We start from the raw sequence: 24,062 nt of genomic DNA on the forward strand, positions 1-24,062 counted from the left end.
AGCGCCGAGGCATAAGCCTCGGCGCGAATGTCGGATGGTGTCACGGGACTAAATGGCGGCTTCGCCGCGCTCGCCGGTGCGGACGCGGATGAGGTCCTCGACCGGGGTGACCCAGACCTTGCCGTCACCAATCTTGCCGGTGTACGCGGACTCGACGATGGCGTTGAGTACCTCGTCCACCTGCTCATCGGCGAGGACGATCTCCAGCTTGACCTTCGGCACGAAGTCCGTGGCGTACTCGGCGCCGCGGTAGACCTCGCTGTGGCCGCGTTGCTGACCGAAGCCCTGGGTTTCCGTCACGGTCAGGCCGTGGACATCGAGCTGCTCCAGCGCTGCACGCACGTCCGGAAGGGTAAAGGGCTTGACTACTGCGGTGATGAGCTTCATGGGTTACTCCTTGACGTCGGTGCGCGGCGGGATGGTAGGCGCCGTGGAATTATTCGTACTGCCAATCATAGTAGCGGGTGCTCGCATGCCAGATTGTGCGGCCAGATCGTAACCCGACTCACGGTGCTCGGAAACATCGACACCGGCCGCCTCGTCTTCGTCCTCAATCCTCCAGCCGAGGGTGTACTTGAGCGCCAGCGCAATGACTAGCGTGACGATTCCAGCGAAGACCATAGCGACCACCGCGATGACGGTCTGAATAATGAGGAGCTTAACGCCGTAGCCTGCATCGTCCGTAAGCAGGCCGCCCTCGCTGGCAAAAAGTGCCAAGCCGATGGTGCCCCACAGACCGGCGACGAGGTGCACGCCGACCGCGTCGAGCGAGTCATCGAAGCCTAATGTGTACTTCAGCCCCACGCCCAGGCACGCCACCGCGCCGCCGATGCCACCCAGAATCAACGAGGTCACCGGAGTCAGCGCGCCAGCGGCGGGAGTAATGGCGACAAGTCCAGCAACAAAACCGGAGGCCGCGCCGAGAGACGTGGCCGCCTTATCTCGAATGGCCTCCACAGCCATCCAGCCGAGCATGGCCGCTGCGGTCGCCGCCGCCGTGTTGAGCCACGCCAGGCCCGCCAGACCATCCGCGGCGAAGGCGGAGCCGCCGTTGAAGCCGAACCAGCCGAAGAAGAGCAGCGCCGCGCCTGTCATGACCATGGGCAGGTTATGCGGACGAGAGACCTTGGTGGGCCAGCCGGCACGCTTACCCACGACGATGGCGAGAACGAGTGCCGCGGTACCAGCAGAGATATGCACAACGGTGCCGCCTGCAAAGTCCACCGGCGAGACTGCCGCGGTGGTCTCACCGGCCTCAGTAACGGTGCCGAAGAGCCAGGAAGAAAGGGAACGCTCCGCGTGGGAGAGCAATCCCCCACCCCAGACCATGTGCGCCAGCGGGAAGTAAACAAAAGTCACCCACAGACCACTAAAAGCCAGCCACGTACCGAACTTCACGCGGCCCAGCAGCGCACCGGAAATAATTGCGGTAGAGATCACCGCAAAGGTGAGCTGGAATCCGATATCGATGACGTTCGCATACCCGGACGCCCCCGCGATGTAGTTGCCGTCCGCGTCCGTAATAGAGTCGCGCAGTCCGAAGAACTCGAACGGGTTCGCGACCACGCCGCCCCACGACTGCGTGCCGTAGGACATCGACCAGCCCCACAGGACGTAGGCGACGCAGACCATGCCGAGCGCGCCGAAGGACATCATCATCATGTTGAGGACACTTCGCTTATCCGAAAGTCCACCATAAAACAACGCCAGGGCCGGCGTCATGAGAAGCACTAATGCAGCAGAGATAAGCATCCACGCGGAGTTGCCGGACACCGCAGCCAGTTGATCGGGAGTCATCCGTCTCGCCCTTTTCTATATATTGATAGGTACGCGAAGGACATTACCTGTCACACTATAGAAACACAGCTTGGGTTCACCTTTCGCATGTCACCCCCAATCCGGTCAGCGCTATCACCTGCACCGTTACCCCCGATCGCCCGAACGCCCGGCCTGAATTTAAAGGCCCGACCCCACCTCGCCTCGCCCGCCCGCACAGCTTCCCACGTTAAGCATTCGAAAGTGTTGACCAACGCCAACGGGGATGGATATGCCGGGTTGCCGTAGCTCTCGAACATATAATCTAACGCCTTGATGGAGGGGTACCCTCTCATGACCACCGTTCCACCAGACAGCCCGAACCACCCGCCCGACGCTTACTTCGCACCACTGAACCTGAGAGCTCAGCTTCGACGACTAGAAAAACACAAAGACGCCAGCGAGCAGAAGCTCACCGGCGCCTCGTTCCTACTGTGCTGCCGCATCCCCCGGGGACTGCGGGGCGTTAGGATCCGGCACAATGCCGGCCGGCAGTGGATTGTCTGCCACCACCTTGTGGTCCTTAGACTCACGCGCGGCCTTGCGGCGTGCAAACTTCACGTCGGTGACCGTCACACCGTAGATGGAACGGCCCATGTAGAACGAGCCCACTGACCCGATAATCCACACACCAAACAGCGTGAGCAGCACCTTGACCAGGTTCCAAAAATCGAAGCCGGTCGTCGACCAATCGATGATGAGCTTGGCGCAAAGGAGCAAGGGCACGGCCACGCCTACGGTGGGACCGAGCAGGTTGACACGCGTGAGGGCATCGGGAGCGCGCCACAGCGCCACGGTCGTTGCAACGACCATGACGGTGGCAGCGATGACGAGCACCGCCGCGATAATCTCTGCAATCGTCATGGGGTTTACCTCCTGCCCTTCGAAATAATGCGGGACATCGACAGGGTGGGCAGCACGCCGGCGACAATGGCTGCCAGCAACACGATGTCGTACGCAATGGACATGTCGTTGAGCAGCGTCCACGAAATAAACATGGCGATCATGCCGTAGAACACGAGGTCCGAAATCACCGTGCGGGTGAGCTCATCACGCGAGCGCAAGGCAAGCAGGAGTCCCGCGCACACGGCACCTCCCATGATGAAGATGCAGATGACAACAATCCACCCGAAGAGGGAAAGATTCGCGAAGTCAATCATTACTTCTGCTCCTTTCGGTTGGCGCGGAGGAGATCAGCCGGTGTCGTCTTCGGCGTGTCATCTGCAGCCAGCGGTGTGTCATCCGCATGAGCCATATCCGGCGCGCGCATGTGCCGGCCAACGGTCTCCAAAGTATATTCGTAGAACGCTGGGTCGAGCTCTGTCGCGTCTCCTTGTCCGGGCACGCCATAGTCGATGCCCTTAACGTGGGGTGCCACGCGCTCTTCCATGTCTGCGAGGCTTGCCATCACGTCAGCAGGATCGTCGCCCTGCACCGCTTGAACGAGGACGATGCGCGGTAAACCTTCACGCGGAGGTTCACGCAAACCCAGCGACAGCGTTCCCGGCGTCGCCGTAATCGACGACGTGAACCAGAAGATATCCCAGGCATCGGTCACGCGCAGCGGATAACGCAACACGACCGGATGATAGCCATTATTCGGCTTCAAAGAATCGAGTGCGAGCGAGAAACCTGCGACAAAGATTTCTTTGACGAGCCACGGTGTATAGACGCAACCATGCAGAATCCGCTTAATATCCATTTATCGGCCCTCCTGAATTCCATCGAGCTGCGGCATGCCCACCGGGTCATCGCCCAAAATAGCGGCGGAGTAGGCATCCACATTAAGGAGATCGCCCGACGCCGTGAGCGTCACGTCGACAACGAAGCCGGCGAAGATGAACATACACAGCGAGCCCAGGATGAGCGCCAAAGACGGCGCCATGAGGTACTTGCGAATGACGAGTTCATCGGGCACCTTCTCCACCGGCAGCGGCTTGCCCCAGAAGACCTCACGCCACACGCGCAGCATGGACAAGAAGGCCGCGAAGGACGCGATGACAATAGCGGTGATGACGACCCAGGCCCACGCGGTACCGGTGCGCGCCACCTCGAAGACGATCATGACCTTGCCCCACATACCGGAGAAAGGCGGGAAGCCCACGATGGAGAAGGCACCGGCTGCGAAGATCCACGCGATGAGCGGGTCGCGGCGGGCCAAGCCAGACAGCTTGGACAAGTTTCCGGTGCCATACGTTTCCTCGATGGCGCCGGAGGCCAGGATGAGCGAACCCACCGTAATCATGTGGTGAATCGTGTAGAGAATGCCGGCGGCCAGCGCGCGCTGCGGGTCCTCGCCCGTAAAGGCGAGCATGACCAAGATGAACGGCATGCCATTGAGCATCTGATAACCCAGCACGCGGCGGATGGAGTTTTCCGCCAAGCCGCCAAAGGCGCCAATCGCCATGGAAATGATCATGATGACGATGATGAGTACGTTCCACCGCGCGTCCATGTCGAAGAGCACGACCCACAGGCGGAAGAGCATGTAGACGGCGACCTTGGTGTGGAGCGAGGAAAACAGGCCCATGACCGCTGCCGAGGTGCCCGGGTAGGTACGCGGCAGCCAGGACTGCACGGGGAAGACACCCGCCTTCGCTGCGATGGCGATGACGATGAGTCCGGCCGCGACGGTGACCTGGCCGTTGCCAGCGGCAGCGCCCTTAAGCGCCGCGAGGTTGACCGCCCCAGCGACCGAGTAGATGTAGCCCACGCCCACCATAAGCAACGTCGACGCAAAGAGGTTGACGAGGACGAAGGCACGGCCAGCCGCGAGACGCGACCACGTACCGGACATAGTGATGAGGCCGTAGGACGGCAGCAGCATGACCTCAATGAACACGAAGAAGTTAAAGAGATCCGCGGTGATGAGCGCGCCGTTAACGCCGGTGATGAGAATGAGCGTCAACGCAGGATAGTAGCGAGACTTGGTCTCGCCACCCACGATGGCGAACCAGTTCGCGCCGAACGAGACGATCATCGTCGTGATAATGAGCAATGCTGAGAAAGAGTCGGCCGCAAAGGCGATACCGGCATTGCCCACGTACAGACCCACGGTATGCGCGACGACGCCGTTCTGCGACGTAAACGCCAGCAGACCAAGGCCGGCGAAGATGCCGATACCCGGGATGATGAGCATGATGGCGTCACGCACGCGGCGCCACGGCGCCAGCAGAGCCAACGCAGCAGAAACGAGCGGGACCGCGGGGAACAGCGGGAGGAGCTGACTTGCAAGTTGCATTACTTCTCGCCCCCTTCAGCATTCGCGGCGTTGGGAGAAAGCGCGCCCTCATCCGGGTTCTTAATGCGCTGCACCGCATTTGCGGAGCGTTCCAGAATGTCGCGGTTTTTTGCGTCGCGACCCAAGGTGCTAAACGCGTGGTCGACAGTGTTGTCATCCACCGGCTCGACGACATCCGTGTCGTCGTTGGCGCCCATGGCCGCCATGGTAAGCAAAATCGTCGTTGTCGCCATGGAGATAACAACCGCCGTAAGCACGAAAGCCTGCGGCAGCGGGTCTGCCATCTCGGCGGCATCGACGCGGGAAGGGAAGGATTCGCCGCGGTAGGAGTAGACGCCCGTGGCCAGCAACGTGAGGTTCGCAGCGTGACTAAAGGCCATCATGCCCAACACGATGTGGACAAGGCCACGCTGTTGGATGAGATAGACCGCAGCGGCCATCAAAATACCAATGGTAAGTGCGAGATACATTTACTTCTCCCCCTTCATCCGTGCTGCGCGAACAGACGGCTTCTTGGTGCGAGCCTCGCGTTCATTGAGCAAGGCCAACGGGTCGGTCGAGGGGTTAATCGGGGCCGGGTACGGATCGTCCGCGTTATCCATGGTGATGCGCGGCGTCGTGGGCAGCGAGGAGTCGTCCCCGTGGACCCACGGCAGGTAGTCACGCTCTGTACCGGGGCGCAAGTAACCACCCAGGGCGTTGATGGCCATGGTGAGCATGCCCAACACCGCAAGGTAAATACCCAAGTCGAAGATCATGGACGTTGTCCAGTGCTGGCCGAAGGCCTCGGCGTGAATAGCAGCAAGGAAGCCGCCGTTGCCCCAGCCGTGATGGAAGTAGCCCACAAAACCGGCGGACAGCGCAACAAGGATGCCGATACCGGTGAGGTGGATAGGCGTCATGCGGCCGAAGACGATCTCATCCGAGCCACGGGACAGGTACGCCAAGCCGATCGCGGCACCCATGATGAGCGCGGCCGGGAAGCCGCCGCCCGAGACCTGGTGTCCGCGGTAGAAGACGATGAGCGACAAGATAACCAGCATCGGCGCCACAAGGATGAGGGCCTTGCGCAGCGGCACGGAGTTGAGCTGCGACTGGCCGAAGGGCGCCGGGCGCGTGCCCGAGGTAAACGGGAAACGCGGCAGCGTCGAGGTAATCGCAGCGATAACGACGGCAGCCATGCCCAGCACGGACAGCTCGCCCAAGGTATCGAGTCCACGGAACTCGACGATGATGGTCGCCACGACATTGTCGCCGCCAGTAATTCCGGGTGCCTCGTTGAGGTACCACTCCGCGAGGCTCGAGCGCTCGTGGCGGCCCATGAGAGCCCACACACCAAGGAAGGCGGCGATACCAGCAAGGATGGCGATGACAATCGAGCCCGTGCGACGCGAGGTGTTCTGCACGTTGTGGAAACGCTCCGGCAGGTAACGCAGGACCATCATCATGACGATGACCGACAACGCCTCAACGAGGAATTGCGTAAGCGCCACGTCCGGCGCGCCCATGATGAGCATCTGCAGCGTCACGCCCGCACCAGCGATACCAATCATGACAGCACCGGTGAGTCGGTTGTGCGTGCGCACCAGGCCAATCATGGACAGCGCCACGATGAGCAGCGGAATGATATCCCACGGGTTGTCCAAGCCAGGAACGCGCGGTGCCAACGCGACGCCGTCGACGCCCTCGCCAATGAGAGCGGCACCTGCAAGAACGATAATGAGCAGCACAATAGGCAGCATGAGACGCGAGGGATTATGCGTATCGGACATGCGGCCGAGCTGGCGACCAATCCACGTCGCGCCCTTTTGCATGGAGTGCAGGAGCTCGTTGCCGCTGCGCGGCAGGAATGGGCGGGACTCGAACGCGGCCCAGAAGCGCTTGCGGAACACAACGCCCACAACACCGAGCACGAGCACCGTCACTGAAATGAGAAGCGGGATGGTAAGACCATGCCACAGTGCCAAGTGGGTGTGGGACTCTAAGCCGACCGCATCCACGACGGCATCGACAGGCTCGTCCGCACGCCCCATGATGAACACGAGCGGGAAGGACATGAATCCGGGCAACGCGGCCGGGAGCCACAGGCGCACCGGCGCCTCGTGGACGCCACTCACATCACGCGGGCCGTCGAAGAAGGCGCCGAAGACGATCTTCGCGGAATACGTAAAGGTAAAGAACGCGCCGATGCCCGCGGCAAGCAACAGGATCACCTGGCCGGCTGAGCCAATCGGGGCATCCTCAAACGCGGTGAGCATGCCTTCCTTGGACACAAAACCCAGCAGCGGCGGGACCGCCGCCATGGAGGCTGCGCCGATGACCACGGAACCAAACGTCCACGGCATCTTGTTCCACAGCACGCCCAAGCGACGAATGTCGCGGGAACCCGCCTCGTGGTCGATGACGCCGATGAGCATGAACAGCGAAGACTTGAACAGCGCGTGCGCCGCCGTGTGCACGATGGCGGCCGCGATGGCGAAGGGGGTGCCGACGCCGATGGTCGCCACAATCCAGCCCAGGTGCGAGACGGTCGAGTATGCCGTGAGCTTCTTCAGATCGGTCTTCTGCACCGCGAAGACGGCGGACATGATCGCCGTGCCCATGCCCACCACGATGAGTAGCCAGTTCCATACGGCCACGTCGTGGAAGATGGTGGAGAAACGCACGAGCAGGTAGATGCCCGCCTTGACGACGGCCGCGGCGTGCAGGAAGGCCGAGACCGGGGTCGCCGCCGCCATGGCTTCTGGGAGCCAGAAGTGGAATGGGAACTGCGCGGACTTCGTAAACGCGGAAATCGCCACGAGCACCGCGACGCCCGCGGTCAGGCCCGGGCGCTGTGCCCACACGTCAGAGGCCAGAATGAGTTCAATGTGCGTCGTCCCTGCTGCCGTCGCCGCAATCGCCAGCGCGGTGAGCAAGGTGAGTCCACCAATGAAGGTGAGGATCAACGTGCGCTGGGAGCCTGCCTCGCCGCCGGAGCCGGAACGCGCGATGAGCATGAACGACGCGAGGGAGACAAGCTCCCACGCGACGAAGAGCAACACCACGTCATTAGCCAACACCAGCAGGAGGATGGACAGCATGAATGCCGTCATCAGGACGTAGAAACTGGTATTCCCCTGTTTCTTCGGCAGATACGCCGCGGAATAGGTAAACACCACAGCGCCGATGATAAGAGCAAGCAAGGCAAAGAAAGCACTCAGCGCGTCCGCGCGCAGGGACACGCTCACGTCCATGCCTGGTTCCACGAAATCGCGAACCCAGGTATACGTGACGGTGAGAGGCGTGCCGTCCAGCACGTCCCCCAGACGAGAGATGATGAGCCCCGCGGCCACAACAAAAAGGACCGCAAGCGGGTAACCCGCCTGCCGGTCCATGAGCTTGACGAGCCCGGGTGCAAGGATCAATGCCAAGGCTGCGAGGAGGACAACAAAGCTAAGAGTCACGAAAGAACTCGCCTCACAAACATTGGTTGAAATAGGACAGATGCGCATTAAATACAGCGTTTTCAACCCTACCATCGGGGCTCGTCCCAGGTCACATTACCTTTCGTTCGTTCGACAAGGCACAGAGCTTTCCGATGCCCCCATACCCCGCCCGCATGTGTGATGCAGGTAACGAGATGGTTAGGTAAGGTGAAATAACGTCACTATCCCCTAAGGGCACCGCTATGCACCCTCGCTTTCTCACACTGCCTGCCGTTGCCCTCCTCGCACTCAGCGGGTGTTCGGCGCTGCCCGAGCTCAAGTCAAAAGAAGATCTGCCCAACCAACAGTCGGAGACAGAATTCCCCCTCGCAGACGGCGATGTGGAACGTCTCTTTGTGGACGGCCGCCTCGCCGACTGCGAGCTCCCCATGCCTTTCCTCGTGCAGGCGGGCTTCGACGAGTCAGCGGGACTCGACGCCGGAGCCGATTCGACCGCAAGCGACGTCCTCCTCGACGGAAAATCCTGCGCCGGCATGACTGCCGTCGACAGCGAGGATAAGCCGGGACTCTTCATCTCCATGATCAATTTTGTCGACGCCACGGAATTCCGCGAGGGCATGAAAACCGAAGAAGTCGCAGAACCCACGTCATTTAAGGATCCAGCGCTCGCGGACTGGACGGTCTACCGCCTCGAAGACACCGAGATGCAGTCCACTCCCCTCTTCTCCGTCTTCGGCCCAAAGGGAACTCCGCTCGAGCAGTTCCAGATGACCGCCTCAGACAATGTGGAACGAGTCGCGCCCCTGGCCAACGACCTCATGGCGCTCACCAACCGCGCGGTCGAGCTCGGCGTGCTCACGAACTTTGACGGTTTCGACAACGTCCAGGCTCCCGGCGAAGGCTTCAAGGATGCCCGCACCGGCGCCATCCCCCTCGATCAGGAACGCTTCGCACGCACCACGGAGGGCCTCGACACGGTCGAGTCACCCGATACCGCCATCGAATTCGCAGGCGAGAGCACGAATATTCGGACGTGGCTCAGCGACGTTAACCAGCTCACCATGGACGACGTCGTGGGATCGAGCTGGGGGCGCCTGTGCTTTAATCTCAATCTCGAATTCGACGGTGGCATCAAAGCACTCCCCACGCTCGTGGACGTTGCGAGCAGCGCAGATGAACGTGTCGGGCTGCGCTTCGGCAACGGCGGCTACTCCACCGCCGTGACGGTCCAGGAACCCACCCTCAATCCGGAACACACCGCAGTTCCCATGTGCTCACAAACGACGTCTATCGCGCGTGGCGATATCGTCGTGACGATGAACGACGACTTCAGCACGATCGCCCCCGCCGATCTTCCTGACGCACTCCCCGCCTGGACGTTCAGCGTCGACATGCGCGACGGCGACTTCATCATCGACGCGGACGGCGCCGAGGATCCGGACTTCGTCGCGACGAAGACCGTCGGCGATTAAGCAGATATAAAAACAGATATAAAAAGAGCTCCGCAGTTCACTGCGGAGCTCATCACGTGTTCGATTTACTTCTTGTCGCCAAGTAGGGCGTCAACGAAGCCCTCAATCTCGAACGGCGCGAGGTCATCCGCGCCCTCGCCCAGGCCCACGAGCTTGACCGGCACGCCGAGCTCCTCCTGAACTTGGAAGACGATGCCGCCCTTGGCGGTGCCATCGAGCTTCGTGAGCACGACGCCCGTGATATCCACGATCTCGCGGAACACGCGCGCCTGTACGAGGCCGTTCTGGCCCACGGTTGAGTCGATGACCATGAGGACCTCGTCGACCTCGGCTTTCTTCTGGACCACGCGCTTGACCTTGCCCAGCTGGTCCATCAAGTCAGTCGACGTGTGCAGACGGCCGGCCGTGTCAATGAGCACCACGTCGACCCCCTGCTCCACCCCCTTCGCGACGGCATCGAATGCGACGGACGCAGGATCCGCGCCCTCCTTGCCGCGCACAGTATCGGCGCCGACGCGGCGACCCCAGGTCTCGAGCTGGTCAGCGGCCGCGGCACGGAACGTATCCGCCGCACCGAGCAGGACGCGGTGGCCCATGGCGACGAGCACGCGGGCGAGCTTGCCCGTGGTCGTCGTCTTGCCGGTGCCGTTGACGCCCACGACCATGATGACCGCCGGCTTGCCTTGGTTCGGCATGGCCTTGATGGAGCGATCCATCTCCGGGTGGCCGACCTCGATGAGCGACTCGCGGAGCATCTCACGGGCCTCCGCCTCGGAGTTCACGCCGCGCTCGGCGATCTTCTCGCGCAGAGACTCGGTGACCTTCATCGTGGCCTTGGTACCTAGGTCCGCCATGATGAGGGTATCTTCGATTTCCTCCCACGCGTCATCGTCCAGGTCGCCCGCGGACAGAATGCCCATGAGGCCCTGTCCGATGGCGTTCTGCGAACGCGACAGGCGTCCACGCAGCTTGCCCAGACGACCAGCCGCTGGCGCAATGTCCTCCGTCGGCTGTGCCGGCGTCTCCACCAGCTCGGTGTCCTCGGACGCGGTCTCGGACGTCGGCTCCTCCGGAACCTCGGTGACCTCGCGGGCTTCAGCGGCCGATGCCGTCTGTGCCTCGGCCGCAGCCGCAGCCTCCTGGGTGCGCTCGAGATCCGCGTCGTCTTCGATGTCGTCCACCGCATCTGCGATGTCGGCGTCATCCGGATCCTCGGCGACCTCGTCAAAGACCGGCGAGTCTTCCGTCGCGGATTCTTCCTCGACCTCGTCGCGTGTGGTCTCCGCTGCGGCATCTGCCTGTGCAGCGGCCTCCTCGGCCTCCACGTTCTCGGCCTCCACGTTCTCGGTCGCCGCCGCACCAACAGCTGCTGCAGCAGCAGCGCCTGCGGCACCGGCAGCTGCAGCACCCGCAGCAGGCTTCTCCGCTTCCGGCTCCTGAACCGGGGCGGTCGGCTCAGACTTCACCGGCTCCGGCTTAGTTTCCTCGACGACCTTCGAGTCCTGGACCGGCGCAGCGGGTTCGGACTTCACGGGCTCCGGCGTCTTAGACTCAGTCTTCGGAGTCTCGCCGCGCAGCTGCTCGTTGGCCATCGCCGTTGCGCTCGGCTCAGCGGAACCCGGCTGTGCGCTCGGGTTCGACGGCGGAGTCACCGGCTCCTTTGCTGGGCCAGCCTGCGTGAAGTTAAAGCCGCCCTGGGCCTGGTAGTTGCCGGACTTCTGCTCCTGCGTGAGCTGCTTTTCCTCAATCTCAGCCGGTTTCTCGAAAGAGACCTTCTTCGCTTCGCCGCGCTTCTTGCCTCCAATAATCACTCCAAGAATGATGAGAAGCAGGAGAGCAACGACGATAACGACGGTAAGAGTTGTGTTCATGCTCTCTATAGTGCCAAAGACACACGAGTCGGGCACAGCAAAGCCGCGACTCACCCCCGGCTAGCGGGGGCGTCCACGCCGAGGCGCGCGGCATCGGCAGCCGCGGCCTCCGAGCCCGGGGCGTCGCCGGCGCGCGTCATGCGCTGCGAGATGACGCGCGTAACGCCGTCGCCGCGCATGGTCACGCCGTAGAGCACGTTCGCGATGTCCATCGTCGGCTTCTGGTGCGTGATGACGATGAGCTGCGAGTCCTTGCGCAGCTCCTCGAAGAGCGCAATGAGTCGGCGCAGGTTGACGTCGTCGAGGGCGGCCTCGACCTCGTCCATGACGTAGAACGGGCTGGGGCGCGCGCGGAAGATGGCCACGAGCATGGCCAGCGCGGTGAGCGACTTCTCGCCACCGGAAAGCAAGGACAGACGCTTGACCTTCTTTCCCGGCGGGCGAGCCTCAACCTCAATACCCGTGGTGAGCATGTCGTCTGGGTCGGTGAGGACGAGTCGGCCCTCGCCGCCTGGGAAGAGGGTCTGAAAGACCTTGGGGAACTCGGCCTCGACATCGTTCCACGCGTCCGTGAAGAGCTGGAGAATCTGTTCGTCGACGTCTTCGATGACGCCGGTGAGGTCCTTGCGCGCCTGGATGACGTCATCGAGCTGCGTGGAAAGGAAGGTGTAGCGCTCCTCCAGCGCTTTGTATTCTTCGAGGGCCAGCGGGTTGACCTTGCCCAGGGAGTTCAAGTCTTTTTCGGCTTGCTTGAGGCGCTTCGTCTCCGCGGCGCGGTCGAAGTCCTCGCCCGGCGTGTAATCGCGGAGCAGATCCGTCATCGACAGGCCGAGCTGCTCGACAAGCTTAGCTTCGGCCTCGTCGCGGCGGACCTGGGCCTGGGAGCGTGCGATATCCGAGTTATGCGCGTTCGAGGTGAGTCGGTCGAGCTGCGAGCGCGCGGCGGAGACCTGGGCCGCGGCCTGCTGGACGTGGGATTGGAGGCGGGTGCGCTCGGCCAGCGCGGCGTCGCGTTCTTCGGTGGCGCGATCCAGGGCGAGGCTCGCGCGCGCGGCGAGGTCACGGGCGTGGCGGGCGACGGTGCTGGCGAGTTCGGCCTGCGCGCGGCGGCGGGCCATGGATTGTTCGTGGCGGGCCTTCGCTTGGCGTTCGTGCTCAGCCTGGCGGCGCAGGGCATCGCCGCGGCCGGCCACTTGGGCGACCTTGTCCTGGGCGGAGCGCGCGGCGAGCTGGGCCTCGACCTCCATGGCCTTGACCTGTTCGAGGGCGGCGTTCGCCTCGTCGCGGACCTGGGAACTGGGCTCGTCTGGGGTGTCGTCCGCGTCGACGCGGGCGAGGCGGTCGCGGGCCTCGGCGAGTTGCTCGCGCAGCTGCGTGAGCTGGACCTCGATGTCCGTGGCGCGAGCGGCGGCCTTCTCGTGCTCCGCCTTATTCGCCGCATGTTGGGACAGGAGACGCTGGTGGTCGCGCTTCCACGCCTCAATCTGCGTGTCGTGCTCGCGCAGCGCGGCCTTCGCGGAGGCGGCGGTGACGCGGGCGTCTTCCGCGGCGAGCTTGGCGCCCTCGAACGTGCCGGAAAGTTCCTCGAGCTCCGCTTGGGCGGTTACGAGTTCGGCTTCGGCGGCGGCGATGCGGGCGGCGACCTCGACGGTGGTCTGCGCGCCAGTGCCGACTTGAACCCAGCCCTCACCGACGAGAAGGCCGTCAGGCGTCACGGCGCGCAGGCGCGGATCCTCCGCGACGAGGGCGCGGGCTGCAGACGCGTCGGGGGCAAGCACGACGTCGGCGAGGAGCCGCGTGACGGCGGCGCGGACTTCCGGAACTGCGGTGACGTGGTCGAGTAGCCACGAGCAGCCACCTGGGAGCGTCGCGTCGAGGCGCCAGTCCCCCGGGTCGTGGTACGTGGAGGTGTCGAAGAGCGTGGCGCGGGCGGCATCGGAAAGCTGCGTGAGCAGCTCAGGGGTGAGGCTGCCGGCCTGGGCGTCGGCGAAGGCGCCCAGCGCCGCGGCGACGGCCGTTTCCTGCGAGGTCGTGAGGAAGTCCGCGAGCGGATGGAAGTCGGGACCGAGATCAGCGGTCTCCGGCGCGGTGGTTGCCAGCGTCTCGATGCGCGAGCGCAGCGTATAGACGGCGCGTTCGCGTTCGCGCTGGCCGTCACGCAGCTGCTCGAGGCGCTTATCGGCGGCATCGGATTCCGTAGCGGCGCGCACGTGGGCTTCTTCGAGGGGCTGGCGTTCCGCATCGAGGGCCGCCAGCTTATCCGCGACGCTGTCGGCCTCGCGCTGGGCGGCCTGCGTGCGCTCACGGGTGGAACCGAGGGTCTCCTCGTGGCGGGAGAGCTCGGATTCGACGGACTCGACCTGAGCAGTAAGCGACTCCTCCGCGGCAATAAGACGGACAACGCCCTCCCGGCGGTCCGCAATGGCGCGCAGTTGGGCCATGTGTTCGCGGTCGGCGGCCTCGAAGGCCTCCCGTTTCTCCAGCAAGGTTTCGCGCAGGGACTCCAGGCGCATGGCGGCTTCCTCTGCCGCTTCGAGGAGCATCTCGTGTTCCTCGTCGGCACGCGCAGCGCGGGCCTCAAGATCCTCGGGATCCTGGCCGGAGTAGGCGACCTGGGCGCCGACGTTCTGGGCGCGCTCGGTGGCGATGCGCTGGGTCGCAGAGACGCGCTCGGCGAGCGAGGACAGATCGAACCACAGCTTTTGGGCGGCATCGGCAGCCGGTGCCGCGACGGCGAGCTGGGCCTCGACGTCGGCGTGGGCTTCTTCTGCAGCTTCGAGCTGAGCTTGGAGCGTGGCGACCTGTTCAGCGAGGAGCTCGGCTTGTTTCTCCGCGTTGTCGTATTCGGCGCGCAGGCGCACGACCTGATCGCCGGCGAGACGCAGGCGGGCGTCGCGCAGATCCGCTTGGACCGTGGCAGCGCGCTTCGCGGCTTCCGCCTGTCGCGCGAGGGGCTTGAGCTGCTTACCCAGCTCATCCGTGAGGTCCTGGAGGCGATCCAGGTTCGCCTGCATGCCGGTGAGCTTGCGCTGCGCCTTTTCTTTGCGGCGGCGGTGCTTGAGGACGCCGGCCGCCTCTTCTATATAGGAACGGCGGTCCTCCGGACGCGACTCAAGGATCTCCGCGAGCTTGCCCTGCCCGACGATAACGTGCATCTCGCGGCCGATACCGGAGTCGCTGAGCAGCTCCTGAATATCCATGAGGCGGGCTTTGGCACCATTAATTTCATATTCACTCGCGCCGTCGCGGTACATGCGGCGGGTGACGGAGACCTCGGAGTACTCGATGGGCAGCGCACCATCCGCGTTGTCGATGGTGAGCGTCACCTCGGCGCGACCCAAGGCCTTGCGGTCACCCGCACCCGCAAAGATGACGTCCTGCATCTTGCCGCCACGCAACGTTTTGGCGGAGCCCTCCCCCATGACCCACGCGAGGGCATCGACGACATTGGATTTGCCGGAGCCGTTGGGACCAACCACGGCGCAAATGCCGCGCTCAAATTTCATAGACGTCGCCGACGCGAAGGACTTGAATCCTTTGAGCGTGAGCGATTTGAGGTGCATTCGTGCAATTCTAGCAAGCCCTGCGCCAGACCCAGATATAAGTACTTTTTAATTTTAAATTAAAACAAACTTACCCATGATTTTCCATTCCGATTCACAACTGCGCGCCGTGCGCGAAGCCAATGACGCCTCCGCACACAGCGCTTTCGATCGTGTCGTTGGCGCACTCAATCATCTCGCTGGTGAGCAGGAAGGGGAGACAATCACCGTCACGGATATCGTGCGGGAATCAGGTATTGCGCGCTCGGCCTTATACCGGCACTTCCGTACGGGTGGCCGTGCTCGCCGCGGATAACGACGCGGGCGCCGAGGGCTGGCAGCACGTCTTTGAGCTTGCCGATGCCCTCCGTCCCTACGCTGTGCTCCTCCGCGCCGCCAGCGCGCGAAGTTGCGGTGCTCACCACGCGATGGATGAGCCACCTTCCCCGTAATGTCTAGCGTTCGATAAAACCCGATTCGCCCTTGGGCTCTGCCCACTGCGGAACGACCGTGTCGACCGTGCCAGGGCGGCGCGTCGTGGACGGCTGCTCACGGGTGAGCTCAAGGAGGCGCTCACAGACCTCGCGCGGCCCTTCCGCGACGATTTGGACGCGGCCGTCGCTCAAGTTTGTGGCGTGCCCGACCAAGCCAAGTTCTAGGGCGCGGGAGCGCACCCACCAACGAAACCCCACTCCTTGGACGTAGCCGTGAACAAATGCGGTCATGCGAACCATGGGGTGAGGTCTCCTTAAATTTCGGTATCTGGGTTTCTCGTGGCGAGTTAGAACTCGCGGAAGTTGGTGTGGTCTCCCAGACTATCGTTCAAGTGCTGGCGGTCTTCCACGCTACGACGCGTCACAGGATCGGAACCGTCCCAGACCTCGATGTTGGACACGCCCGGCAGCATATCGCGGTGGAAGACGGGGTCGACGCCCTGACGACGCTGTTCGTTGTAGTTCTTGAGCAGCTTGATGGCCACACCCGACAGCGGCACGATGGCTGCGACGTTGAGCAGCACCATGATGGCAGCACCGGTATCGGCCAGGTCGAAGACAGTGCCCAGCGGGGCCACGGCGCCGTAGAAGACGAAAGCCACAGAGATAACGCGGAAGCCCCACAGCGCCCACTTCTGCTTGAAGAGGTAGGTGATATTGGATTCCGCAAGGTAGTAGTTTCCTAGCACCGAAGAGAAGGCCAGGAAGAACAAAATGAAGGTGATGAAGTGCGTACCCCATGCACCCACGACGTTGCTCAGCGAGGACTGCGTGAGGGCCACGCCAGCGATCTCGTCGCTGCCGAAGGACTCGAAGTCCGTGCCCAGCAGGATGATGAACGCGGTGATGGAACAGACGACGAGGGTATCGAAGTAGACGCCGAGCGTCTGCACGAGTCCCTGCTTGACCGGGTGCGAGACCGTCGCGGTGGCCGCAGCGTTCGGGGCAGATCCCTCACCGGCCTCATTGGAGAACAGGCCGCGCTGAATACCCTTCATCAGTGCCATGCCGAGTGTCGCGCCCGCGACCTCGCTGAAGCCGAAGGCCGACTCCACAATGTGGAGGAACATTGCAGGCACTTCACCGATGTTGATGACGATGACCACGAGACCAACGGCGAGGTATGCCAGCGCCATGAAGGGCACGACGACCTGCGTGATGTTGGCAATGCGCTTCACGCCACCGATGATGATGAGACCCGAGACAAATGCAACGGCCAGACCGATGATGGCCTTAAATGTCGTGGAGTCCTGGTTGAAGGAGGTCGCGAAGGACTCAGAAATAGCGTTGGTCTGGAATGCTTCGTAGAGCCAGCCGAAGGTAATGGCGATGGCCACGGAGAAGACCGCCGCCAGCTTCTTCCAGCCCAGGCCGCGGCTCATGTAGTACGCCGGGCCACCGCGGTAGGTATCCCCGTCGCGGATCTTCCACAGCTGAGCGAGCGTCGACTCGATGAAGGCCGTCGCGCCACCGAGGATGGCAATCACCCACATCCAGAACACCGCGCCCGGTCCACCGACGGAAATCGCGACGGCCACGCCGGCGACGTTGCCGGTGCCCACGCGCGACGCCGCGGAAATGGTGAACGCCTTAAACGCGGAGATGCCGCCGTATTCCTCGTCCTCGTCGGCGCCCACGCCCTTGGGGCGCTCGACGATGGCCTTGAACATATCGGGAACCATACGGATCTGCACGACGGCAGTCCGGAAACCAAAGAAGAGACCCGCGGCGATGAGCAGCCACGGAAGGACCCATGTCCACAGAGTGTTGTTAATCGCACCGAGCACGGTGCTGAAAATTTCCTGCATGCAGAAAACAATAGGGTATGTGAGCCGGATCTACCTATCTCATGCGGCAGGAGACATCTCACTCTCCCCTATTTTTGACAATTCGGACAGTAGTGCGTGCCGCGCCCGCCCACCACGATCTTGGTCAGCGGCGTGCCGCACCGATCGCAGGGTTCGCCGTCTCGCCCATACGCGTGCAAGGAGCGGTCAAAGTATCCGGATTCGCCATTGACGTTGACGTACAAGGCGTCGAAGCTCGTGCCGCCCACCGCGAGCGCGCGCCCCATGACGTCCGACGCCGCTCCGAGGAGCGCCACCGCCTCACGTTGCAACAGGCTCGAGGCGCGCCGCGTCGGTCGGATCCCCGCCGCCCAGAACGCCTCGTCCGCGTAGATATTGCCAATTCCGCTCACCACGGTCTGGTCCATGAGCGCGACTTTCACGGCGCTCTTCTTTCGCCGCAGCCGTCGCGCGGTCGCCACGACATCGAAGGCTGGTTCCAAGGGATCAGGCGCGATATGTGCAATCTTCGACCAGGGACCATAGAGCCAATAGCCGAACGTGCGCTGGTCGATAAAGGACAGTTCGAGTCCCTCCGATAACTTCGCGCGCACCCGCACGTGTTTCGACGAAACCTCGCCCACCCGCATTTGTCCCGACATGCCCAGGTGCACATGGAGAACGTCGCGGTGCGAATCACTGCGGTCCTCCCCCTCGAATTCGAGCCACATGAACTTGCCCCGGCGCGCGACATCCGCGACGGTGCGCCCCACGAGCAGGCCCGCCAGCGGCGCCAGTTGTCCCCTGTTCGACCGCGGGTGAAGGACCTCCACGCGTTCAAACGTGCGGCCCGGCAGATAGCCCACCAACCCCCGGCGGACAGACTCGACCTCAGGAAGTTCCGGCATGCAGACCTAGCTCTGGGTCCACGTATCAACGGTGCCAGCAACGAGCTCCGGGTGCTCCGTCAGCGCGCCGTGGGCCTTTTCTGCTGCCTGTTGTTCGGCCAGCTTCTTGTTCTGGCCGGTACCCACTCCTAGCTCTTTACCCGCGACATGCGCGTATGCGGTGAAAGTCTGCGCATGCTCGGGGCCGGTGGACGTCGCCGAATACACCGGCATGGGCGCGCGCAGCTCCGCGCACAACTCCTGCAGGTTCGTCTTCCAGTCCAAATGACGGCCCGAGGCAGTGGCGTTGTCGATCTTCTTCTTAAACAGAGTGAGAATCACGGCTCGCGCTGGCTCAAAACCATGCGTGCGGTAGATGGCGCCCAAAAGGGCCTCCATCGTGTCTGCCAGGATGGAGTCTTTATCTGCGCCGCCCGTGGTCGTCTCGCCCTTGCCCAGCAGGATGTACTGACCCAGGCCAATTTCGCGTGCGATGTCAGACAAGCCGTAGCGCGAGACGATGGACGCGCGCATCTTCGAGATATCAGACTCAGGACGCGACGGGTACTGCGTATAGAGCTGCGAGGCCACGGACAGGCCCAACACCGCGTCACCAAGAAACTCCAGTCGTTCGTTGTTCGGCAAGTGGCCGTGCTCGTTCGCGAAGGAACGGTGCGACAGCGCAAGACGGAGCAAGTCATGCGGAATGTCGATGCCGAGCGACGCCAGCAGCGGCGCATGGTCGACCGAGTTGAACGCAGCCTCCAGCGCTTCTTCACCCGTCATCTTGGTTTTCTTGCTCACAGGAACTTCTCCAGTCCGGCCCAACGCAGGTCAGTCGTATTATCCTCTTCGCCTGAGGTGCCCAGCGTCACGCCCTCGACCTCCGGCACGTCGCAGCCGCCCTCACACGTGGGGTTAAACGGCAGCGTCAAGCCAGCCTCATCGATGACGGCCTGAAGAATATCGATCTCGTCACCCTCGATGATCGGAGTCTCGTCACCCGAGCCCTCATCCGCCTCATCCGCCGCATCACCAGAAATGAAATCCGGGTCCGTGGCATAGACCTGCGTGATGTGAAGGTCCACCGGCGGAGTGAGCGGGCGCAAGCACCGCGCGCACTCGCCTTCCAACTGTCCATGGATATCGGCGTCGACCATAATCGCGCCGCCCAGCGGGGTGAGCGTCGCGTCGACGCCCAGCTCGCTACCTTTGGGGATAGCAATCATTTCGACACCAATGCGCTCCGGCGCCGGCCCCGTCTGCGTGCGCTGCTGCGGCATGCCATCAGCATCCGGTCCGCGCAGCAAGTCCGCAACATTAAACTTAAGTGGAGAAGTCATAGCAATGACATATCCTACCCCGAACGCCCCTATACATGGCGGTTCGCCTACCGGGCACACAGATTTGCTCCGCTCTCTGGCAATCACCTGTCGAGGTGCGCACAAAGGCCTTTAAGTACACCCAAAGTGCTTTCTTCCGCGTAGCGCACGTCCTTATTCTTTTCTTATGACCAACGAATCCCTCGCGAGCGCGTCGAGCGCCGTAGCCACCCTGGCGCCACAAGCCCTTCATGCTTTTGTGTTCGCTGCCGTGGTGCCCTGCGCTCTCCTCGTGGGAATCGGCTTCCTTGCGCGCCACTTCACACGTCCCCGCACCGCTGGTACCACGCGGTGCTTGGGCTTCCGTCAGCTTCTCGTCCGCGGGTTCGCCTGCGGACTCAGCTTCGGAATCTTTACGCTGCTGCCAATCCCCTTCACGGTAACGGTCATTATCGCCTCGGGTTTATGCATCTTCGCCGCCTCGGTCTTAGCGTGGCGCGGCACGTTCCCCGTCGCCTCCGTCTTCGTTGCCGTGGCTGGCATGATGCTCGGCACGGTCACCGTGGAGATCCTCACGAATATCGTCTACGAACTCGAGTTTGGCACCAACGCCACGGCCAATTGGTCCACGTCGCTCACCATAATGTGGATCCTCTACGCCATTCCCAGCAGCATCATCGCGCTGCTCTTCGCGGGTCTGGCAGCACAGACCCGGCGCCCCCAGCCTGCCGATGCCCCCACGCGCGTCCACGCGCACACCCGCTAGGGCCGCCGGGCTATTCCCCGCTTAGCGCTGCGCGCGGTACGCGTTGTAGTCTTCTTCGCCGCGCCCGGAGGCACCGGCGCCGCGGCGCAGAGCCTGACGGTCGGAGCCCACGGTACGCAGGATGCCCGTGAGCGATTCCTCGAACTGAGACAGCTTCTCGTCGACGAAATCATCACACTCGCGGCGCAGGCGCGAGGATTCCGCATGGGCGGTCTCCACGATGCGGTGTGCCTCGTCATCCGCGCGGCGCACGACCTCAGACTCGGAGACCAAACGCTCCTGCTCCGCCTGACCTTCCGCCACCGCACGGTCATAGGACTGATTGCCCTGTGCGACAAGACGCTCGGCCTCAGCACGCGCATCCTCGACGGTACGGGCGGCACGATCTTCCGCCTGTGCCACCATCGAAGTGGAACGCTGCTGGGCCTCAGCGAGCATGCCATCCGAATCTTCTTGTGCACGCGCGACCATGTCCTGGGCATCGCGATCCGCGTCCGCGATGGTCTGGTCAGCACGCTCCTGCGCACCGGCCAGGATGGCGTCCTGGCGGTCCAGCACGTCTTGTGCATCATCGAGCTCGACGGGCAGCGCATTGCGCAACTCATCGAGAAGTGCCAGCATATCGTTGCGCGGGACGACGCAGTTCGACGTCATGGGCACGCCATAGGCCTGCTCCAGGATTTGTACAAGCTCGTCAAGGGACTCGAATACGCGATACATGCCCACCAGAATACGTGGGACTCCGCCCCACAACGGGGATCCCACGCACGAGTGTCCGCAAGATTATCGCTCAATGCGGCTTTCCCGTTAGCGCGACGAGAGCGCGGCAAAGATATCGCTCGACAGCTTCACCATCTGCGCACGCTCCGCACGCGATCGTCCCTGCTCATCACGCACGGGCTCAACGCGCACCGTTACCTGCGACATGGTGACCTCTCCGGTGGCGACATCCTGGATAGAAATCGGGATAACGAACGTCGCGTTCGGCTGTTCCTTGGGCGGATTCGCAGTGAACTTACCCGTGCCTTTATCGACGGACACCCAGGCAGGCACGGTCCAACCCTTCGCAGGATCCGGACTCACGATGTCGTAGCGGTAACCACTGCGGCCATCTTTGAGCTGCGAGGTCGTCTCGCGCGACCAGATCTCCGGTGGCTGGGTCGTACTAAAGCCCTGCTCCGCCATGACGGCACGGTAGTGGACAACGTCCATCTTCTCGTTAGTCGCATCCGCGAGCGTGGGCGGTACCACGTGAATGCGCAGGATGGTGTACTCACTGGGGCCAATCTTCGGATTATGGATGGCCACAGCAACTTCATTGATGCCGGGATATTCAGCATCGCTCGCCGTGATAGTCAGGGTGCCATCGGGCGCGGCCTGGACGATGTCGTCACGAAATGGCAGTTCGTAGTTGTCATCGACAAAATTCGTGGAGAACGTGTACCCCTCCGCGGCCGGATCCGCCACCACGGAGCCGTCCGGGCGTGTCATCGAGGTCGGCCGGATGGTCATCGTTTGACCCTGGACAACCGTGGGAAGGTGCGGGTAGTGAATAGTGGCGTAGTCGCTCTCCGCCTCCGGGTTACCAATGGGACCCTGACCAATCTGGCCGTAGCCACCGGAGCCGTCCCGCACGATGGCCGCGTGGGCAGGGGCCACAGACAAAGAAACAGCGAGGACGGTACTCGCAAAGACAGAAGTGATACGTGACATGAGAAATTCCTTTCAGATGGCGTCTTACTTTTACTTCTGAAATACCTTAAAGTTCCCTTTGTGACCCAGGTTACCCAACCGAGCGGCCTACGTGAAGAGTTTCCGCTAAAGACAACTGCGGCCCCACCAAACCCTGAGGAAAGTGGAGCCGCGGAATGCTTAGGCAGCCGGAAGAATCGGAGCCCTAGATGACACCCTGCGCCAACATAGCGTCGGCAACCTTCTTGAAGCCCGCGATATTCGCGCCGGCAACGTAATCGCCCTCGCGGTCGTAGTCCTTCGCGGTCTTGTCGATGTCCTTGAAGATGTTGGACATAATCTCGTGGAGGCGCTGGTCGGTGTATTCGAAGGACCAGGAGTCGCGGGAGGCGTTCTGCTGCATCTCAAGCGCAGACGTTGCAACGCCACCGGCATTGGCAGCCTTGCCCGGCGCGTAGTGGATGTCGTTCTGCAGGAAGAAGTGAACAGCCTCCGGGGTGGACGGCATGTTGGCGCCCTCCGCCACGTAACGGGTGCCGTTGGCAGCGAGCAGCTTGGCGGACTCGCCGTCGAGCTCGTTCTGGGTGGCACACGGCAGAGCCACGTCGGCCTTGACCTCCCAGATGTTGCCGCCCTTGTGATACTCAGCGCCGTTGCCGGCCTCGGCAGCGTACGCGGAGATACGAGCGCGGCGAACTTCCTTGATGTCCTTGAGCAGCTCGAGGTCCACGCCGTTCGGGGTGGAGACGTAACCGGAGGAGTCAGACATAGCGACAACGGTGCCGCCCAGTTGCTGAACCTTCTCAGCGGCGTAGATGGCAACGTTACCGGAACCGGAGACGATAACCTTGGCGCCCTCGAAGGATTCATTGTGGGCCTTCATCATCTCGCTAGTGAGATAGACCAGACCGTAGCCAGTGGCCTCGGTGCGAACGAGGGAGCCACCCCAGGTGAGGCCCTTGCCGGTGAGGACGCCGGACTCGTGCTGGTTGGACAGGCGGCGGTACTGACCGAAGAGATAGCCGATCTCACGGCCGCCAACTCCGATGTCACCCGCTGGGACGTCGCGGTACTCGCCAATGTGGCGGTAGAGCTCCGTCATGAAGGACTGGCAGAAGCGCATGATTTCACGGTCCGACTTCCCCTTGGGGTCGAAGTCCGAGCCGCCCTTGCCGCCGCCGATGGGCAGGCCGGTGAGCGAGTTCTTAAAGATCTGCTCGAAGCCCAGAAACTTGATGATGCCCAGGTTGACGGACGGGTGGAAACGCAGACCACCCTTGTAGGGGCCGAGCGCGGAGTTGAACTGCACGCGGAAGCCACGGTTGACCTGAATGTCGCCATTGTCATCGGTCCACGGCACACGGAAGATGAGCTGGCGCTCCGGCTCGCAGAGACGCTCAATGAGGCCATAGTCGGCGTAGTGCGGGTCCTTGCCCAGCACGATCTTCAGAGAATCGAGAACCTCGGACACAGCCTGGTGAAACTCCGGTTCGCCAGCGTTGCGCTTGAGAAGCTTGTCGTAATACTCGGAAATTTGAGTGTCAACCGATGCAGTCATGTGCGACCCCTTTATATGTAGCATCCCATGTGACGGGACTTAATTCCTAACGATTGATAGTTTCCACCGCCACACCCAAAAATGCAACTCGCGCGCCCGTTAGCTTCCCCACATCAATGCCACTACCAGCAATAATGGTTCCAAAAAATTTCTATAGCTATTTCTATACAACTACAGAATTGGAGAG

General features: G+C 62.5%; 20 protein-coding genes and 1 pseudogene. 3 read left to right on the plus strand and 18 right to left on the minus strand.

The genetic code is table 11. The features are described 5' to 3' along the window. Window positions 1–48 precede the first annotated feature (48 nt). The 8 genes and pseudogenes from HMPREF2559_RS06460 to HMPREF2559_RS06495 form a co-directional block, all read right to left on the minus strand. A complete protein-coding gene (locus HMPREF2559_RS06460) occupies window positions 49–387 on the minus strand; it encodes a P-II family nitrogen regulator (protein ID WP_066486982.1) in 339 nt (112 codons plus the stop codon). Between the two features lie 3 nt (window positions 388–390). Next, window positions 391–1,797 carry an ammonium transporter gene (locus HMPREF2559_RS06465; protein ID WP_070539951.1) on the minus strand — a complete coding sequence of 469 codons (1,407 nt, stop codon included), beginning with the start codon at window positions 1,795–1,797 and terminating at the stop codon, window positions 391–393. A gap of 579 nt (window positions 1,798–2,376) precedes the next feature. Beyond that, a pseudogene (locus HMPREF2559_RS06470) lies at window positions 2,377–2,679 on the minus strand (Na+/H+ antiporter subunit G); the annotation flags it as partial. A 5-nt stretch (window positions 2,680–2,684) separates the two neighbouring features. Next, the gene (locus tag HMPREF2559_RS06475) at window positions 2,685–2,975 is read right to left on the minus strand and encodes a cation:proton antiporter (protein WP_066486988.1); all 291 of its coding nucleotides are present in this window, start codon (window positions 2,973–2,975) and stop codon (window positions 2,685–2,687) included. Further along, window positions 2,975–3,517 (minus strand): monovalent cation/H+ antiporter subunit E, encoded by a 543-nt coding sequence (locus HMPREF2559_RS06480; protein WP_181734554.1) that lies wholly within the window; start codon window positions 3,515–3,517, stop codon window positions 2,975–2,977. The genes HMPREF2559_RS06475 and HMPREF2559_RS06480 overlap by 1 nt, the downstream gene beginning before the upstream one ends. After that, entirely contained in the window at window positions 3,518–5,056 is a 1,539-nt protein-coding gene (locus tag HMPREF2559_RS06485; protein WP_066486992.1) for a monovalent cation/H+ antiporter subunit D family protein, read from the minus strand. Beyond that, a complete protein-coding gene (locus HMPREF2559_RS06490; RefSeq protein WP_066486995.1) occupies window positions 5,056–5,526 on the minus strand; it encodes a sodium:proton antiporter in 471 nt (156 codons plus the stop codon). The genes HMPREF2559_RS06485 and HMPREF2559_RS06490 overlap by 1 nt, the downstream gene beginning before the upstream one ends. Then, the gene (locus tag HMPREF2559_RS06495; protein WP_070539954.1) at window positions 5,527–8,502 is read right to left on the minus strand and encodes a DUF4040 family protein; all 2,976 of its coding nucleotides are present in this window, start codon (window positions 8,500–8,502) and stop codon (window positions 5,527–5,529) included. A gap of 224 nt (window positions 8,503–8,726) precedes the next feature. On the opposite strand from HMPREF2559_RS06495, the gene HMPREF2559_RS06500 reads away from it, so the two are divergent. Continuing rightward, the gene (locus tag HMPREF2559_RS06500; RefSeq protein ID WP_070539958.1) at window positions 8,727–9,956 is read left to right on the plus strand and encodes a hypothetical protein; all 1,230 of its coding nucleotides are present in this window, start codon (window positions 8,727–8,729) and stop codon (window positions 9,954–9,956) included. A gap of 65 nt (window positions 9,957–10,021) precedes the next feature. Here HMPREF2559_RS06500 and ftsY read toward each other — a convergent pair whose 3' ends face one another. Then, the gene (gene ftsY / locus HMPREF2559_RS06505) at window positions 10,022–11,827 is read right to left on the minus strand and encodes a signal recognition particle-docking protein FtsY (protein WP_070539962.1); all 1,806 of its coding nucleotides are present in this window, start codon (window positions 11,825–11,827) and stop codon (window positions 10,022–10,024) included. 50 nt (window positions 11,828–11,877) lie between these two features. Next, the gene (gene smc / locus HMPREF2559_RS06510; RefSeq protein ID WP_070539965.1) at window positions 11,878–15,390 is read right to left on the minus strand and encodes a chromosome segregation protein SMC; all 3,513 of its coding nucleotides are present in this window, start codon (window positions 15,388–15,390) and stop codon (window positions 11,878–11,880) included. 76 nt (window positions 15,391–15,466) lie between these two features. Between smc and HMPREF2559_RS12430 the strand changes: the two genes are divergently transcribed. Then, complete coding sequence (locus HMPREF2559_RS12430) at window positions 15,467–15,685, plus strand: TetR family transcriptional regulator (RefSeq protein ID WP_083297796.1); 219 nt, start codon at window positions 15,467–15,469, stop codon at window positions 15,683–15,685. Between the two features lie 139 nt (window positions 15,686–15,824). On the opposite strand, the gene HMPREF2559_RS06515 is transcribed toward HMPREF2559_RS12430, so the two are convergent. From HMPREF2559_RS06515 to HMPREF2559_RS06535, 5 genes are all read right to left on the minus strand, one after another. Continuing rightward, complete coding sequence (locus HMPREF2559_RS06515; protein ID WP_066487024.1) at window positions 15,825–16,103, minus strand: acylphosphatase; 279 nt, start codon at window positions 16,101–16,103, stop codon at window positions 15,825–15,827. Between the two features lie 47 nt (window positions 16,104–16,150). Next, entirely contained in the window at window positions 16,151–17,671 is a 1,521-nt protein-coding gene (locus HMPREF2559_RS06520) for an alanine/glycine:cation symporter family protein (RefSeq protein ID WP_066487028.1), read from the minus strand. Between the two features lie 68 nt (window positions 17,672–17,739). Beyond that, entirely contained in the window at window positions 17,740–18,558 is an 819-nt protein-coding gene (mutM, locus tag HMPREF2559_RS06525) for a bifunctional DNA-formamidopyrimidine glycosylase/DNA-(apurinic or apyrimidinic site) lyase (RefSeq protein ID WP_066487030.1), read from the minus strand. A gap of 6 nt (window positions 18,559–18,564) precedes the next feature. Further along, window positions 18,565–19,341 (minus strand): ribonuclease III, encoded by a 777-nt coding sequence (gene rnc / locus HMPREF2559_RS06530; protein ID WP_070539968.1) that lies wholly within the window; start codon window positions 19,339–19,341, stop codon window positions 18,565–18,567. Beyond that, window positions 19,338–19,880, minus strand: coding sequence for a YceD family protein (locus HMPREF2559_RS06535; RefSeq protein ID WP_066487033.1), 543 nt, complete (start codon window positions 19,878–19,880; stop codon window positions 19,338–19,340). The genes rnc and HMPREF2559_RS06535 overlap by 4 nt, the downstream gene beginning before the upstream one ends. A 166-nt stretch (window positions 19,881–20,046) precedes the next feature. Between HMPREF2559_RS06535 and HMPREF2559_RS06540 the strand changes: the two genes are divergently transcribed. After that, window positions 20,047–20,625, plus strand: a complete 579-nt coding sequence (locus tag HMPREF2559_RS06540) for a hypothetical protein (protein WP_066487036.1) — start codon at window positions 20,047–20,049, stop codon at window positions 20,623–20,625. A gap of 21 nt (window positions 20,626–20,646) precedes the next feature. Here HMPREF2559_RS06540 and HMPREF2559_RS06545 read toward each other — a convergent pair whose 3' ends face one another. The 3 genes from HMPREF2559_RS06545 to gdhA form a co-directional block, all read right to left on the minus strand. Continuing rightward, a complete protein-coding gene (locus tag HMPREF2559_RS06545) occupies window positions 20,647–21,345 on the minus strand; it encodes a DivIVA domain-containing protein (protein ID WP_066487040.1) in 699 nt (232 codons plus the stop codon). A gap of 87 nt (window positions 21,346–21,432) precedes the next feature. Beyond that, on the minus strand, window positions 21,433–22,338 hold the full coding sequence (locus tag HMPREF2559_RS06550) for a hypothetical protein (protein ID WP_070539971.1): 906 nt from the start codon (window positions 22,336–22,338) through the stop codon (window positions 21,433–21,435). A 184-nt stretch (window positions 22,339–22,522) separates the two neighbouring features. After that, window positions 22,523–23,875: an NADP-specific glutamate dehydrogenase gene (gdhA, locus tag HMPREF2559_RS06555; protein WP_066512792.1), complete on the minus strand. Its 1,353-nt coding sequence runs from the start codon at window positions 23,873–23,875 to the stop codon at window positions 22,523–22,525. Window positions 23,876–24,062 lie beyond the last annotated feature (187 nt).

Origin of the sequence: Corynebacterium sp. HMSC072G08, assembly GCF_001809185.1 — a bacterium.
GTDB lineage: Bacteria > Actinomycetota > Actinomycetes > Mycobacteriales > Mycobacteriaceae > Corynebacterium > Corynebacterium phoceense.